This window comes from Stenotrophomonas sp. CFBP 13718, from assembly GCF_014842145.1.
In the GTDB taxonomy this organism is placed as follows: domain Bacteria; phylum Pseudomonadota; class Gammaproteobacteria; order Xanthomonadales; family Xanthomonadaceae; genus Stenotrophomonas.
In genome coordinates, this window is sequence record NZ_JACYVC010000001.1 from 477,915 (window position 1) to 492,156 (window position 14,242).

The following is a 14,242-nucleotide window of genomic DNA, read 5'->3' on the forward strand; positions in this document are numbered from 1 at the left end:
CAAAGACGCCCGGGAGTTTTGTGACTCGCCTCCTACTTTGCAGATATCAAGGTAGCACCCAAGAGTCAACGAGTGGTAGACAAGTTCCGGCGAAGGATATCGCCGATAAGGAGCGAAATGAAAAGGAACAAAGCGAAGCCGCTACCCTACCTCATCTCGCTGACACTCTTTTTTTCGACACCCGCGTTTGCTGAAGTTAAAGCAATCAGCAGGGCCAACTGCGTAATCGGCATTGTCAATGAGTCCATCACGTATGACAGGCCGCAGTTGCGCCCGTTCAACGGCTCTGTGACGAGCACACATACTCAGCTTGGGAACACAGTTCCTCTCCATAGTCTTGTTGATGTCGGCTATGGAAAGTGGCGGTACTACGCTGGCGATATCGAAGACCCGGGCACGCTGCGGGTGGATGGCACCCACTATTGGCTCGTGGTCGACCCAAATGGCCAAATAGTGGAATCCGGCCAGGAGGCCACGAGCGCGACTGATTGTAATATTACGGAGTGGTGATCGATATGAAATCAAGGATAGTTTTTCTTACTTTTATTTCCGTTTTCACGCCGACCCTGGTTTGCGCTCAACATACGACGCCTCCAGAAGCGCCGGCAAATCAAGAGACACTGGACTGGCTTAAAGAACGTTCGCTTAAAAGTTCCGAGGAAAACAACTTTCAAATGGCGCGTGGTTCGGCAACGAGAGAAGGCCAGCTGATCATCATTCCACTTGCAGAATGGGACGCCCCTGCCTCTGCTAAAGAAAGCGTCGCGCGGGGGATAGCGAATCAAAGCAAGGGTACTTTGAAGGCTGCGTCTAGCGCCATTCCATCAACCGACGAAGTACTTGGGCGCCTAGCTGATACACGGCGAAGTGACGCTGAACTCAGACAGCTACTTGGATACGCGCCAGCTGAAATCTCCCGGACTCCGATCGGCGCCGCCGAGCTCCTGAGTACAGAGCCAACCGGAAGCATCAAGGAAGGTAAATGGACAGGAGTAACACGCTCTTACAGAGTCCCGAAGGTCGGTGTAATCATCCTTGAAGAGAATGATTACATTGCTTCAGGGAGAGTGATAACGCTGTTCCGCGAAACTCTCAACGAAAATGTAAACGGAACGCCAGCACGCGCGTCCGCATCTCGTTCTGATGATGGTAAAGGGCAGGCGGAACTACGCTGGGTGACACCCCAGCGATCCTTCACCTTGACGCTTTACACCGACGAAGGTAATCGAATAGAGCAGGGCCAAGCGCTGCTGCTGCAGATCGCTCAAGGAATAAAGAGTTGACCTAGGAGTTCAGTAGTTTGAACAAGGGGCCGGCTTTCATGGCCGGCCCTATCTGCAGTACCGCTGCTCGCCCATGCCCGACGGCACCAGGGTGACATGCTTGCCTGGCTGAAACATGGGCAGTTCGATGAGTGGCTGGCGGCCGAGCCCGACGACGCCATGGCGATACTGCTGGCCAGCGAGCCCCCTGCGATGGAGGCATACCGGGTTAGCCGGGCCGTGAACTCGCCGCGCAACAACGTCCCGGAGCTGTTGCAGCTGGTCGGCTAAGGCAGGTTCGCGGAGTTCCAGTCCCACCAGTACCCGCCGGATATCCATTCTCGGATCACGCCGGCGCATCCTGGTCACTATCCCCCACAGGAGGAAGGGCAGTCTCGGCATCCCAAACCCGCTCGGTCGCCGCTTTGATCAGCGCCATCAGCTTCCAGCCCGGCTCCACCGACTCTTCGCCGGTGAATGGATCGGTGATGGTGTATTGGCCACCCAGTCCGCGTAACGGTGTCCAAACCCTCACAACTAAAACCGCATTTGACCAGGACACTGAATTTCAGGCTATAGCGTTTGGAGAACCCGATGCCCCATTCAACCCCAAAGCACACCACTCTCTACCAGTGCTTGCGCCTGTCAAAGTTCGCACTCATCGCCTGCATGCTCACCTCATGCTCAACGGAAAATGATGATGGTCAGCCGGCTAGCGGTACTCCGGCGAATGCAGCGCCCGCGGCTACGGCAGAGATTCGAAGTGTCACGCCAAAATCGACAGCTATTGATACGGACCTCCAATCTGCACAGCGCTTGCCAGATGTCGCCGTGAAAGAACTGTATCCGTCGCTTCGCAATAGAGCGGAGGCTGGAGATCTGGAAGCAAAACGACAACTCTTCTTGGTACTCAATGAGTGTCGCGTTGCAATGAAACCAGACAGGTCTCTTGATTACTCCAACAGCCAGGTCTCGCCGGAAATTCTCAAAGCAAGCGGAAAAACGCGAGAGCAGTTCCTGGCAGATCAGCAATTGAGCGCTCTTACGTTCACCGAAGAGAAGCTTGAACAATGTGAGGGAGTTCCAGATGATGCGCAAAAGGAAACGGCCCGATGGCTGAAAGAAGCAGCGGAAGGGGGCGACACCTACGCGCGACTGGCCTACTACAACTATCTGGACCTCATTGTTGGAGATCAGCAGGAACAAGCAGTATCGGCAGAAGAAGTTGAACAGTTCAATGAAGATTCCTATCGCTACATCAAAAGTGTAGCTGACACCGGCAACCCGGACGGGCTTTTCACTCTCGGAACGGCGTATCAACGCGGCATCATTACACCGAAAGATTTGGTCCGTGCCTATGCCTACAAGAAAGCTGCGGGACAGCGGAACCCCATCGGTGGAAACGAGCGGATGTTGGACCTCATGGCGCAGTCCATGACTCCAGCTGAACTAAGGAAGGCCAATCAACTGGCCGCTACTCTGGCAAAGAGCAGCAAAATATGAGGGCGAATCAGCAGGTCCTGCCGTCACATCGTCGCTGGAACGTTATAGTCAAAGCGATGAGTACACGGGCGGATTCTGGATGCTGGTGGACGTCGACCTGGTGGGTCGAATCGACCAAGCAGCTGCATCCCGCCGCATGTCTCGATCCGCATATCTCGCGCTTGCGGCGGAGCATGAACTGGGTGGTGGCTCGCTCCGCCTTTGAGCGGGTGACGTAAAGGCATCGGCTCACCGCCATCATCGCTCGCATCATGGTGAGGCCAGGCGCGTCACCGACAATGGTAGAGCAGCGCCCCGAGCGCGTTCCCGATCTTCTAACTTCGCAATTTTCCTCATGGACGCAGGTACTTGACCTGCGCACGATGGATCCGCTGGCGCCCTACGGCACCAGTCGGGATTGGCATCCTGTAAGCGTCCATAACTGTTGACTCTGTTCTGCCCCACGGGGCACGGCGGAGAATGCACAGCATCGCCTACCGGTTTACGGCGGGCGGTGCGTGGGGATCCCTGATCCGCCGGTTTATGGTTATGTACGCCCGGTATGCCAACCCGCATCGCCCGCCACCTCGTGCTCAGGCGCAGGTGGCCTTCATGCAATGCGAGGCATACCGATGGAATCGCAGTACCCGCTGGGCGCCAAGCGCCTGCACGCCCTGCTTGGCGACAAGATGCATTCGTTTCCGCCCAGCTTCATTGAAAAGCTGGAACGGACGCTGGAAGAGCATGAGCGGGAGCAGATCGCCCGCAGCCGCACGGTGCACCTGAAACTGGTGCCGGACGTGGCCGACGACGCCCCGCTACTGGGCGCAGATGCATACATCGATCTCAAACGACACAGCAAGGTCGCCATCCCGCTTCGCACCCTGCAGGGCCTGGCGTCGATCTTCGAGATCCTGCACGCGGTGCATCTGGCCAAGCAGGACGGCGATCCCGAAGGCGTGTTGAGCGAACACCTGGTGGAGGGGCTGATTGTCAGTGGCCGGGCGATGGTGAAGTCGGCCTCTGATACGACCTGCAACCCGTCCTGATGCACTGACCGGGTGGCTCGGGGTGCGCACTATGCCCCGCCCCATACCTACACGTACCCTTAACTTAATTGTTAAGATTAACTGTTAAGGAAACTACTGACAGTCCCTATTGGGCGTGCAAAGCTATGCGCCCTTCCCGGCGCCAGGGCAACCGGCGCACTGATTGATCAAGGACGCTCCATGAAAGACCTGCGACCGATTCTGCTCGTAGAAGACAGCATGAAAGATGCTGAGCTGACGATGGCCGCCCTGGCGCGGTGCCAGCTGCTGAACCCCGTCGTGCACGTACGGGATGGCCAAGAAGCGCTGGATTATCTGCGCAGCCATGGACCGTATGCAGGCGCGTTGCACGGCGGCCCCGTCGTCGTGCTGTTGGACCTGAAACTGCCCAAATTGAATGGACTGGAAGTGCTCGCCGAGATCCGCGGCGATGCCCTGCTGAAGAGCACCCCCGTTGTGATGCTGACCTCGTCGCGCCAGGAGAGAGATCTGGTGCAGAGCTACGATTCGGGCGTGAATGCGTTCGTGGTCAAGCCAATCGACTTCAATGAGTTTCTGGAAGCGGTACAGGAGCTGGGAATGTTCTGGGGCGTCACCAACCAGCCACCGCCGTTCGTGCCTACCGCCTGACCCTCAGACATTCTGCGTCAGGCCCGCACGCGGCGATACGCCTTCAGTATCAGCGGATAGGTGAGCAGATGGGTTGCGGCCGAAAGCAGGGCCGCAACCAGTCCGACCAAGGTGGGAAGCACAGCACCGAACGTAAAGGCCATGCCCAGCACGAAGCCGAAAAGATACTCCGCGCGGTAAACCGGCAGCACCAGACCCGACAAGACAAGGCCGAGGAAGATGATGGACGCGGCGTACTCGTGCCCGGTGGTAAACGCGACCGAGAGTGCAACGCCGACAATCAGTGCGCCGACGGCTGCGATGAGGGCACGCGACACCGCCGATGAGGTGCGGGAGCGTTGACGGGCGATGGACCAGCCTGCGGTTGCACCCAGCAGCGGCAGCATCAGCAGGCCCCACCAATTGGATATTGCGGGAAGGTCGGCATGGTTGAGCAGATGGTGGCTTTTGACGCCGCCATGCAGGTACTCCCATGCGACGAACGCCAGCGCGGCAGCAGCGCCGAGCGCCGCCAAGGCCAGCGTCAGCCGGCGATCACTGTTTACCTGCATGGCGCTTCCCCGGAGTGTGCCGCGCTGGATGCGGACGATGTACATGTTGACCCGATAGTAGAGTCCGCCGCCGGCGCGGAAACGTGCCGCGCGGCAGGGTGACTTCCGGCGACGTGACCTTGTCCGTGGGCGCCAGCGTTGCTGCATCGCAGAGCCAGATTCGCGGCTATGCTCTGCCCATCTTTCTCGCCGGGCCGCCCATGTTCCATCACCTTTCTCTGGCCGTCCGTGACCTTGCGCGTGCTGGCCGCTTCTACGACGCCGCGCTGGGCGCCTTGGGTTACCGCCGTGTTTTCGACGGCGATGAATCGATCGGCTATGGGCTGGTGGACGGCCAGGACCTGCTGCTGCTCAATCTTTCAGCGGACGCCACGCCGCCGGCAGACGGTTTCCATATTGCGTTTGCAGCCGCTTCGCACGGGCAGATCGATGCCTTCCACCGCGATGGGCTGGCTGCCGGCGGTCAGGACAATGGCGCGCCCGGGCTGCGGCCGGAGTACGGCGAGCACTACTACGCGGGCTTTCTGATCGACCCAGATGGATATCGGGTTGAGGCGGTAATCACCGTGGCCGTCACCCGATGAACCGGGACCGTGACGATGGGCCTGTGCGATGGCTGCAATGCGCTGTGCTGGCCGGCGCCCTCGTTGTGGCGGAGATGGCTGAGGGGCATAGCGGCGGGTTGAACAACCAGGGATGCCATACCAACCGGGCGACAGGGGATTATCACTGCCATGGCGGCGCTGCGGCAGCCGCCCTGCCCCGCCCTGTTGATCGGCAGAACTTCAACGCGCCGCGTGCGCGTGGCGGGGCGTTCAAGAACTGCACGGAAGCACGGGCGGCGGGTGCGGCTCCGGTGCGTCGGGGGGACCCGGGGTATGGGCCGCATCTGGACCGGGATAATGATGGGGTGGGGTGTGAGCCGTATCGGGGGCGTTGAGTGGCTCGTTTGAGGTGACTGGCGCCGATGGAAGAGCAGCCGACTGAAGTCGGCTCTACCGCGTTGGATGTACCCCGTCGGATGTACCGCGTCGGATGTACCGTCGCCGGTACCCTCAACGCAGAAAAGGCCGCCCTTTTCGGGACGGCCTCTTCGTTTGTTGCGCGGACTTCGATCGCGCGACTAGGTAACTTTCTTGGCGATGGTCATGCCCAGCAGGAACAGCACCACGGCGATGATGATGCCGGCCCAGAACAGGAACTTGGCGATGCCGACCGAGGCGCCGGCGATGCCGCCGAAGCCGAGTGCACCGGCAATGAGGCCGATGATGGCGAAGATGATGGCCCACTTGATCATGTGATTCCTTCCAACAAGGAGTGCGTGTTGGAGAAACCTTAACGGGGACCGCGTCGTTCAGGGGTGAGCCTGTCGCCTGCATTGGGTGAAGATCAGATGCGACTCGGCAAACCAGCCATTCCGGCACATCCCCTTCCCTGCCCGCCATGCGACTCTTGCCTGCAAACGATTTCACGGAATGGAGGGATTCCCATGTTGAACCGCCTGCGGCGCCCTGCCGCATTACTTCTTCTGGCGCTGGCTTTGCCGGCAGCCGCTGCTACGCCGCCGCCCCCGTTGAAGGTGATGTCCTTCAATGTGCGTACGCCTGCGGATACCGCGCCCGGCAAGCGCTGGGTGGACCGCCGGGAGGCCCTGGTGACCACCATCCGCCAAGCGCATCCGGCAGTGATGGGTACGCAGGAACTGGTGAAGGAACAGGCGGATTACCTGGCCGCGCAGTTGCCCGATTACCGCTGGTTCGGCGAAGGCCGACGCGGTGGCGATGACGATGAGCACATGGGCGTGTTCTACGACAGCAAGGCGGTGGCGTTGGAGCAGTCGGGTAATTTCTGGCTGTCTGATACGCCGGACGTGGCCGGCAGCATCACCTGGGGCAACCTGTTCCCGCGCATGGTGACGTGGGGGTTGTTCCGTCGCGTGGAGGATGGGCGGCGCTTCTATCTGTTCAATACCCACCTGCCCTATCGTGATGAAGATGAGCCGCGTCGGGTCCGTGGGGCGCAGGCGATCGTAGTGCACCTGAAGACGTTGCCGGCAGACATTCCGGTGGTGGTCACGGGTGATTTCAACAGTGAGCCGGGCGGACCAACCTACGCTGCGTTTACGGGTGCGCTGAAGGATGCGCGTACGCAGGTGGCTGCACCGCGCGGGCCGAAGAATACGTTCCATGATTTCACCGGCAAGGCGACCACGGAACTGGATTGGGTGCTGGTACGTGGGTTCACCGCGCGGGATTTCGCCACGGTCGATGCGCGGGTGGACGGGATACTGCCGTCGGATCATTTCCCGCTGGTGGTGGAGCTGGAGTGGGACGCGAAGTAGCGCCGAGTCGTGCCCGGCGGGGTGTTCTTTGACAGCGCCGCTGCGCTCGCCGAGCATGGCTCGGCGCTACCGTGGCATGGGTAGCGCCGACCCATGGTCGGCGAGCGCAGTGGCAAGGCCAGACCCTACGGGTCACTGTGCCAGGGCGATGCTCGGCTGTGCGGCCTGGCCCCAGCCGCCGAGGGCTTTGTACACGCCGACGACGCTGACGTTTACCTCGGCTTCGGCGGCGGCCAAGGCGTCGTCCGCCACCAGTTGCGTGCGCTGGGCATCGAGCAGGGTCAGGAAGTCTTCCGACCCTTCGCGATAGCGCACCTGCGCCAGCGTTTCGGCACGCCGCGCGGCCTGCGCCTGCTCGGCGACGATCGCCAGCCGGGCCTGCTGCTTGGAATAGCGCGTCAACGCGTTTTCAGTGTCTTCCAGCGCCAGCAGCACAGCCTGTTCGTATTGCGCGGCCACGCCATCGGCTTCGGCCTTGCTGGCCTTCAACCGCGCACGCACCGTGCCGAAATCAAACGCGGCCCAGCTCAGCTGCGGGGTCAACGACCATGCCTTGTTGCTGCCGCTGATCAATCCGCTGGCATCGCCGCCGAGGAAGCCGACGAAACCGGTGAGCGACAGGCGCGGGAACAGGTCTGCGGTGGCCACGCCGATGCGTGCGGTGGCCGCAGCGAGGCGACGCTCGGCCACGCGCACATCAGCGCGCTGACGCAGCAGTTCGCGGGTGTCACCCAGTGGCAGCGCCTTGGCGAAGGCCGGCATGTCGCGCGGTGCGAGCATGCCGTCCAGCGATTCCGGACGCAGTCCCAGCAGCACCGCCAGGCGATGGCGCGACTGGGTCTGTGCCACTTCCAGCAGCGGGATGTCGGCCTCGATGGCCTTCAAGCGTGCACGGCTGCTCTGCACGTCCAGCTCGCTGCCGGCACCCAGTTCCCAACGGGTTTCGGTCAGCTTCTGGGTGTCACGCAGGTTGCCCAGGGTCTGCTCGGCCACGGCGATGCGCTTCTGCGTACCGCGCAGCTCGAAGTAGTTGCGCGCTACTTCAGCGGCGACCAATACCTGTGCATCAGCCAGGTTCGCCCACTCGGCATCCAGATCCGCGCGTGCGGCTTCCGCGGCGCGACGCTGGCGTCCGAACAGGTCCAGCTCCCAGCCGGCATCGAAGCCCAGCTGGTAGCTTTCGCTGAAGACCCGCTCACCACCGGCCAGCGTTTCCGGCTGCTTGCGGCGATCGTACGCACCACCGGCGGTGACATGCGGTGCCTGGTCGAGGCGGCGTTCAACGAACACTGCACGCGCCTGCTGCACGCGCGATACCGACACGCGCAGATCCAGGTTGTCAGCCAGCGCGCGATGCACCAGCTCTTCCAGCACCGGATCGTCAAACTGTGCCCACCAGGTGGCTACCGGCGACTCGGTGCTGTACACCGGTGCCGCAGCCCCCTGCAGGGCCACCGGTGCTTCCACTGGTGCTTTGTAGTTGGGTCCGACGGTCACGCAGCCAGCCAGCAGCACGCTGGACAGGGCGACCGCCAAGGTTTTGATTACCACGGCAGCACCTCGCCCAGGTAGGTGAAGCTGCCATTCGGGCCGTCGGCATCCAGCAGCGCCATCTGCACGCTGGACTGCGCGCCTACGGATACCTCGACCTCGCCTTCGCCGCCGTTCATGTCGGTCTTTACGTAACCGGGGTGCACGGTGTTGACCTTGTGCGCGGTGTCGCGCAGTTCATAGGCCAGGTGCGCGGTCCATGCGTTCACCGCACTCTTGGACACGTTGTAGGCCGGTACCTTGAAATCATAGATCGGCGAGCCCGGCTGGCTGTGCAGCGTCACCGAACCCAGCAGGCTGGACACGTTGACGATGCGCGCCGCAGCCGATTCGCGCAACAGCGGCAGGAACGCCTGGGTGACGGCTACCAGTGCGAAGACGTTGGTATCGAAGGTGGTGCGCCACGTCTCCAGCGACTGCTGCGAAGATGCCTTGCTGATGTCGTCGATCATGATGCCGGCGTTGTTCACCAGGATGTCCAGGTGGCCGTGGCGCTGGCGCACCTGCTCCACTGCAGCGGCTACGCTGGCTTCATCGGTGACGTCCAGTTCGATGGCTTCCACCGGCAGGCCTTCGGCCTGCAGTTTCAGTGCGACGGCCACGGCGGTGTCACGCTTGCGACCAGCCAGCAGCGTGTGCACGCCGGCCTGCGCCAGCTGGCGCACGGTCTCGGTGCCGATGCCACGGGTAGCGCCGGTGACCAGCGCGATCTTGTTCGTATGTGCGTTCATTGTTTCAATCCTTGCAGCTTGAAAGAGGGTTCCGGTAGCCGCCGAGCAGGGCTCGGCGCTACCAAGGTCAGGTCAGGAACGTCGCATCAATGGTGCAGCGTCGATTCGCCATGCTTGACCAGCTGGCCACCGCCGTTGCGGGTGACGAACTTGCGCAGGGCCACGTAGAACACCGGGGTCAGGAAGAGTCCGAACAACGTTACGCCCAGCATGCCCGCGAACACCGTGATGCCGGTGACCGAGCGGACCTCGGCGCCTGCACCATGGGACAGCACCAGCGGCACGGTGCCGGCGATGAAGGCGATGGAGGTCATCACGATCGGGCGCAGGCGCAGGCGGCAGGCTTCCAGCGCAGATTCGACGATGCCCTTGCCGCCCATTTCCAGCTCGCGGGCAAACTCGACGATCAGGATGGCGTTCTTGCAGGCCAACCCCATCAGCACCACCAGACCGACCTGCACGAACACGTTGTTGTCGCCACCGGTCAGCCATACACCGAACAGCGCGGACAGCAGGGTCATCGGCACGATCAGGATCACCGCCAGCGGCAGCGACCAGCTTTCATACAGTGCGGCCAGCACCAGGAAGGCCAGCATCACCGCCACCGGGAACACGATCAGCGCGGCATTGCCCTGGGTGGCCTGCTGGTAGCTCAGGTCGGTCCACTCGGTGACCATGCCGGGCGGCAACACCTGCGCGGCGATCTCGCTCAGCTTGGCCATTCCTTCGGTGGATGACAGCAGGCGCGGATCGGTTTCACCGGCCAGATCAGCCGCCGGGTAGCCGTTGAAGCGCAGCACCGGGTCGGGGCCGAACGTCTGCTTGACGGTGACCATCGAGCCGATCGGCACCATCTCGCCGCGGTCGTTGCGGGTGCGCAGGCGGCCGATGTCTTCCACGCTGTCACGGAACTGTCCGTCAGCCTGCGCGATCACCTGCCAGGTACGACCGAACTGGTTGAAGTCGTTGACGTAGGCCGAGCCCAGATAGGTCTGCAGCGTGTCGAACAGCTCGGTCAACTGCACGCCCTGTGCCTTGGCCTTTACACGGTCCACCTCGGCATCCAGCTGCGGCACGTTGGCCTGGTAGCTGGTGATCGGGAAGGCCATGCCCGGTGTCTGCGATACCGCGCCCTGCATGCTCTGCACAGCAGTCTGCAGCGCACCGTAGCCCAGGTTGCCACGGTCTTCGATGAACATCTGGTAGCCGTTGCCGTTACCCAGCCCGAGGATCGGCGGCGGCATCATCGAGAACGCAAAGCCTTCCTGCAGCCCGGCGATCTTCTGGTTGATCTCCGCATTGATCTGCGCAGCGGTACGCCCATTGCGTTCGCTGAAGGGCTTGAGCGGCACGAACGCCACACCGGTGTTGGGCGTGTTGGTGAACTGCAGCGCGTTGAGGCCCGGGAACGAAATGGTATGCGCCACGCCATCGGTTTCCATGGCGATCTGCGCGACCTTCTTCAGCATCGCGTCGGTGCGGGCAATGGACGAGCCCTCCGGCAGCTTCACACCCGCGATCAGGTACAACTTGTCCTGCGTGGGGATGAAGCCCGGCGGCACCAGCTTGAACATCACGCCGGTACCGACCAGCAGCAGGGCATACACCACGAACACCGCACCGCGCTTGCCGAGGATCTTCGATACGCCGCGCTCGTACTTCTCCGAGCTGGATTTGAAGAAGCGGTTGAACGGACGGAAGATCCAGCCGAACAGGCGGTCGATGATGCGCGTGGGCGCATCCTTGGTTGCGTCATGCGGCTTCAGCAGGCGTGCGGCCAGGGCCGGCGACAGGGTCAGCGAGTTGATGGCCGAGATCACCGTGGAGATGGCGATGGTGACGGCGAACTGCTTGTAGAACTGGCCGGTGACGCCGGACAGGAAGGCCATCGGCACGAACACGGCGCACAGCACCAACGCGATGGCGACGATCGGACCGGACACTTCCTTCATGGCCTGATGGGCAGCGGCGGTGGGTGACAGACCCTCTTCGATGTTGCGCTCGACGTTCTCCACCACCACGATCGCATCGTCGACCACGATGCCGATCGCCAGCACCAGGCCGAACAGGCTCAGTGTATTGATCGAGAAACCGAGCAGATACAGTGCAGCGAACGTGCCTACGATGGACACCGGCACCGCGATCAGCGGAATGATCGACGCGCGCCAGGTCTGCAGGAACAGGATGACCACCAGCACCACCAGGGCGATGGCTTCCAGCAGCGTGGATACCACAGCCTTGATCGAGTCGCGCACGAAGATGGTGGTGTCATACACCGCTTCGTACTTGACGTCGGCCGGGAAGGTCTTCTGCATCTCGTCCATGGTGTTCATGACGGCATCGCGGATTTCCAGCGCGTTCGCGCCGGGGGCCTGGAAGATGCCGATACCCACTGCGTTCTTGCCATCCAGCTGCGAACGCAGCGTGTAGTCACCGGCACCCAGCTCCAGACGGGCCACGTCGGACAGGCGAACGACTTCGCCGTCAGCGCCGCTCTTGAGCACGATGTCGTTGAATTCCTGCTCACTCTTCAGCCGGCCCTGCGCATTGATCAGGGTCAGGAACTGGCTGTTGGGCATCGGTTCGGCACCGAGCTGGCCCGCCGAGACCTGCACGTTCTGCTCGCGCATCGCGCCGACCACATCGCTGGCGGTCAGGCCGCGCGCGGCGATCTTGTCCGGGTCCAGCCAGGCACGCATGGCGTAGTCACCGCCACCGAAGATCTGCGCATCGCCCACGCCCTGGATGCGCGACAGCGCGTCCTTGACGTGCAGGCGCGCGTAGTTGCGCAGGTACAGCGTGTCGTACTTTCCGTTCGGTGAGGTCAGGTGCACCACCATCAGGAAGGTCGGCGACTGCTTCTGCGTGGTCACGCCCTGCCGGCGCACGTCTTCAGGCAGTCGCGCCTGCGCCTGGGCGACGCGGTTCTGCACTTTGACCGCCGCCGCGTCCGGATCGGTACCCGGGCGGAAGGTGATGGTCATCTGCAGCACACCGTCGGAGCCGGCGACCGACTTCATGTACATCATGTCCTCGACACCGTTGATGGCTTCTTCCAGTGGCGTGGCCACTGTTTCGGCGATCACCTTCGGGTTGGCGCCCGGGTACACGGTGCGCACCACCACCGAGGGCGGCACCACGTCGGGGTATTCACCGGTCGGCAGCAGCGGAATGCTGATCAAGCCGGCGGCGAAGATGATGATCGACAACACCGCCGCGAAGATCGGCCTGTCGATGAAAAAGCGTGAGAAATCCATTGGGAATGTCCTTGGTTTGGCCGACGCCGGGATGCAGCCGCCCTGCCCCTGCCAATCCGGCAGGGGTTCGGGCATCGCGGTGACGCTGGCCGGTTGGATCAGTTCAGTGCGGCGGTTTCAGTACCAACGGGGGCCGGGGCGGGAGCCGGGGCCTTCGCCGGTGCAACAGCAGGTGCGGCGGGACCTTGCATCGCGACCGCCTTCGCCTGCACGGGCATGCCCGGCATGAAGACCTTCTGCACGCCATCGACGATCACCTTGTCGCCGGCGGCGAGGCCGCTTTCCACGATGCGCAGGCCATCAGCGGTACGGCCCAGCGCGATATCGCGGCGCTGCGCCTTGCCGTCCTTGTCCACCACATAGACGTACTTGCGGTCCTGGTCGGTCAGCACGGCGCGGTCATCGATCAGCATCGCCTGGAACTGGCCACTGCCCAGCAGCTGCACACGGGCGAACAGGCCCGGGGTGAACTGGCGGTCTGCGTTGTCCAGCAGTGCGCGGACGCGGATGGTGCCGGTGCTGCGGGTGACCTGGTTGTCCAGGAAGTCGACCTTGCCTTCGTGCGGGAAGCCCTGCTCACCGCTCAGCCCGATACGCACCGGCAGCGACGCATCGCGCTCGCTCGGACGCTCGCCCTTGCGGGCCATCTGCGCATAGCGCAGGAAGGTGGCTTCATCGGCGTCGAAATACACGTGCACCTTTTCCAGCGACACCAGCGTGGTCAGCACGCTGGCCGCATCGCCGGCACTGACCAGGTTGCCCGCCGTGACCATCGCGCGACCGGCGCGGCCGTTGATCGGCGCACGCACCTTGGTGAACTCCAGGTTCAGTGCGGCGGCATCCAGCGCGGCCTGTGCGGCCTGCACCTGCGCGCCGGCCTGGTCGGACGCGGCACGGCGCTGCTCCCAGGTTTCGGTGGAGATCGCCTGCTGGTCCGACAAGCGCTTGGCCCGCTCGGATTCACCGCGCGCCAGCGTGGACTGCGTGCGTGCGCGGTTGAGCTCGGCGCGGGCGCGGTCATATTCGGCCTGGTAACTGCGGGCATCGATGGTGAACAGCACATCGCCCTTCTTTACTTCCTCGCCTTCGACATAGTTCACCTTGTCGATGTAGCCGGACACCCGCGGGCGCAGGTCCACGTTCTCGACCGCTTCCACCCGGCCACTGAACTCGTCCCACTGGCTGATCTGCTTGACCAGTACCGGTGCGGCGCTGACTTCAGGCGCAGGCGGTGCGCCGGCTTCTTCGGCATGGCTGCCGCTGCAGGCGGTCAGGATGGCCAGGGCGAGCGCCGAGACGGTGGCCAAGGCCGCGCGGCGGGTGGTGCGGTGGAGGGTCATCATGGTGTTCATGGCATGTATCCGTAAGGGGTGGTGATACAGGTGATC

At 62.6% G+C, this 14,242-nt stretch carries 16 protein-coding genes; 9 read left to right on the forward strand and 7 right to left on the reverse strand.

What is annotated here, in order from left to right; genetic code table 11:
* Nucleotides 1-117: 117 nt before the first annotated feature.
* The 3 genes from IFT58_RS02050 to IFT58_RS02060 all read left to right on the forward strand — a co-directional run bounded on the left by IFT58_RS02050 (nucleotide 118) and on the right by IFT58_RS02060 (nucleotide 1,553).
* On the forward strand, nucleotides 118-510 hold the full coding sequence (locus IFT58_RS02050) for a hypothetical protein (protein ID WP_192093773.1): 393 nt from the start codon (nucleotides 118-120) through the stop codon (nucleotides 508-510).
* Complete coding sequence (locus IFT58_RS02055) at nucleotides 507-1,283, forward strand: hypothetical protein (protein WP_192093774.1); 777 nt, start codon at nucleotides 507-509, stop codon at nucleotides 1,281-1,283. The genes IFT58_RS02050 and IFT58_RS02055 overlap by 4 nt, the downstream gene beginning before the upstream one ends.
* A 96-nt stretch (nucleotides 1,284-1,379) precedes the next feature.
* On the forward strand, nucleotides 1,380-1,553 hold the full coding sequence (locus tag IFT58_RS02060) for a hypothetical protein (protein WP_223202853.1): 174 nt from the start codon (nucleotides 1,380-1,382) through the stop codon (nucleotides 1,551-1,553).
* A 55-nt stretch (nucleotides 1,554-1,608) separates the two neighbouring features.
* On the opposite strand, the gene IFT58_RS02065 is transcribed toward IFT58_RS02060, so the two are convergent.
* Nucleotides 1,609-1,797: a hypothetical protein gene (locus tag IFT58_RS02065; protein WP_192093775.1), complete on the reverse strand. Its 189-nt coding sequence runs from the start codon at nucleotides 1,795-1,797 to the stop codon at nucleotides 1,609-1,611.
* Nucleotides 1,798-1,856: 59 nt separating this feature from the next.
* Between IFT58_RS02065 and IFT58_RS02070 the strand changes: the two genes are divergently transcribed.
* From IFT58_RS02070 to IFT58_RS02080, 3 genes are all read left to right on the forward strand, one after another.
* Nucleotides 1,857-2,765, forward strand: a complete 909-nt coding sequence (locus tag IFT58_RS02070) for a sel1 repeat family protein (protein WP_192093776.1) — start codon at nucleotides 1,857-1,859, stop codon at nucleotides 2,763-2,765.
* Between the two features lie 596 nt (nucleotides 2,766-3,361).
* Nucleotides 3,362-3,793 (forward strand): hypothetical protein, encoded by a 432-nt coding sequence (locus IFT58_RS02075; RefSeq protein ID WP_192093777.1) that lies wholly within the window; start codon nucleotides 3,362-3,364, stop codon nucleotides 3,791-3,793.
* A 180-nt stretch (nucleotides 3,794-3,973) separates the two neighbouring features.
* A complete protein-coding gene (locus IFT58_RS02080; protein WP_188324330.1) occupies nucleotides 3,974-4,423 on the forward strand; it encodes a response regulator in 450 nt (149 codons plus the stop codon).
* Nucleotides 4,424-4,440: 17 nt separating this feature from the next.
* On the opposite strand, the gene IFT58_RS02085 is transcribed toward IFT58_RS02080, so the two are convergent.
* A complete protein-coding gene (locus tag IFT58_RS02085; protein WP_192093778.1) occupies nucleotides 4,441-5,019 on the reverse strand; it encodes a hypothetical protein in 579 nt (192 codons plus the stop codon).
* 80 nt (nucleotides 5,020-5,099) lie between these two features.
* Here IFT58_RS02085 and IFT58_RS02090 point away from each other — a divergent pair, with 80 nt between their 5' ends.
* Nucleotides 5,100-5,558 (forward strand): VOC family protein, encoded by a 459-nt coding sequence (locus tag IFT58_RS02090; RefSeq protein WP_342029523.1) that lies wholly within the window; start codon nucleotides 5,100-5,102, stop codon nucleotides 5,556-5,558.
* Between the two features lie 74 nt (nucleotides 5,559-5,632).
* A complete protein-coding gene (locus tag IFT58_RS19040; protein ID WP_343237826.1) occupies nucleotides 5,633-5,914 on the forward strand; it encodes an excalibur calcium-binding domain-containing protein in 282 nt (93 codons plus the stop codon).
* A gap of 183 nt (nucleotides 5,915-6,097) precedes the next feature.
* On the opposite strand, the gene IFT58_RS02100 is transcribed toward IFT58_RS19040, so the two are convergent.
* Entirely contained in the window at nucleotides 6,098-6,271 is a 174-nt protein-coding gene (locus IFT58_RS02100; protein ID WP_042612362.1) for a DUF1328 domain-containing protein, read from the reverse strand.
* A 192-nt stretch (nucleotides 6,272-6,463) separates the two neighbouring features.
* Here IFT58_RS02100 and IFT58_RS02105 point away from each other — a divergent pair, with 192 nt between their 5' ends.
* Nucleotides 6,464-7,315: an endonuclease/exonuclease/phosphatase family protein gene (locus tag IFT58_RS02105; protein ID WP_192093780.1), complete on the forward strand. Its 852-nt coding sequence runs from the start codon at nucleotides 6,464-6,466 to the stop codon at nucleotides 7,313-7,315.
* Between the two features lie 132 nt (nucleotides 7,316-7,447).
* Here IFT58_RS02105 and IFT58_RS02110 read toward each other — a convergent pair whose 3' ends face one another.
* The 4 genes from IFT58_RS02110 to IFT58_RS02125 form a co-directional block, all read right to left on the reverse strand.
* Entirely contained in the window at nucleotides 7,448-8,866 is a 1,419-nt protein-coding gene (locus IFT58_RS02110) for an efflux transporter outer membrane subunit (RefSeq protein WP_188324336.1), read from the reverse strand.
* The gene (locus IFT58_RS02115; RefSeq protein ID WP_192080626.1) at nucleotides 8,860-9,597 is read right to left on the reverse strand and encodes an SDR family oxidoreductase; all 738 of its coding nucleotides are present in this window, start codon (nucleotides 9,595-9,597) and stop codon (nucleotides 8,860-8,862) included. The genes IFT58_RS02110 and IFT58_RS02115 overlap by 7 nt, the downstream gene beginning before the upstream one ends.
* 86 nt (nucleotides 9,598-9,683) lie before the next feature.
* Complete coding sequence (locus IFT58_RS02120) at nucleotides 9,684-12,854, reverse strand: multidrug efflux RND transporter permease subunit (RefSeq protein WP_188324338.1); 3,171 nt, start codon at nucleotides 12,852-12,854, stop codon at nucleotides 9,684-9,686.
* Between the two features lie 98 nt (nucleotides 12,855-12,952).
* Nucleotides 12,953-14,194: an efflux RND transporter periplasmic adaptor subunit gene (locus IFT58_RS02125; RefSeq protein WP_188327304.1), complete on the reverse strand. Its 1,242-nt coding sequence runs from the start codon at nucleotides 14,192-14,194 to the stop codon at nucleotides 12,953-12,955.
* Between the last annotated feature and the right edge of the window lie 48 nt (nucleotides 14,195-14,242).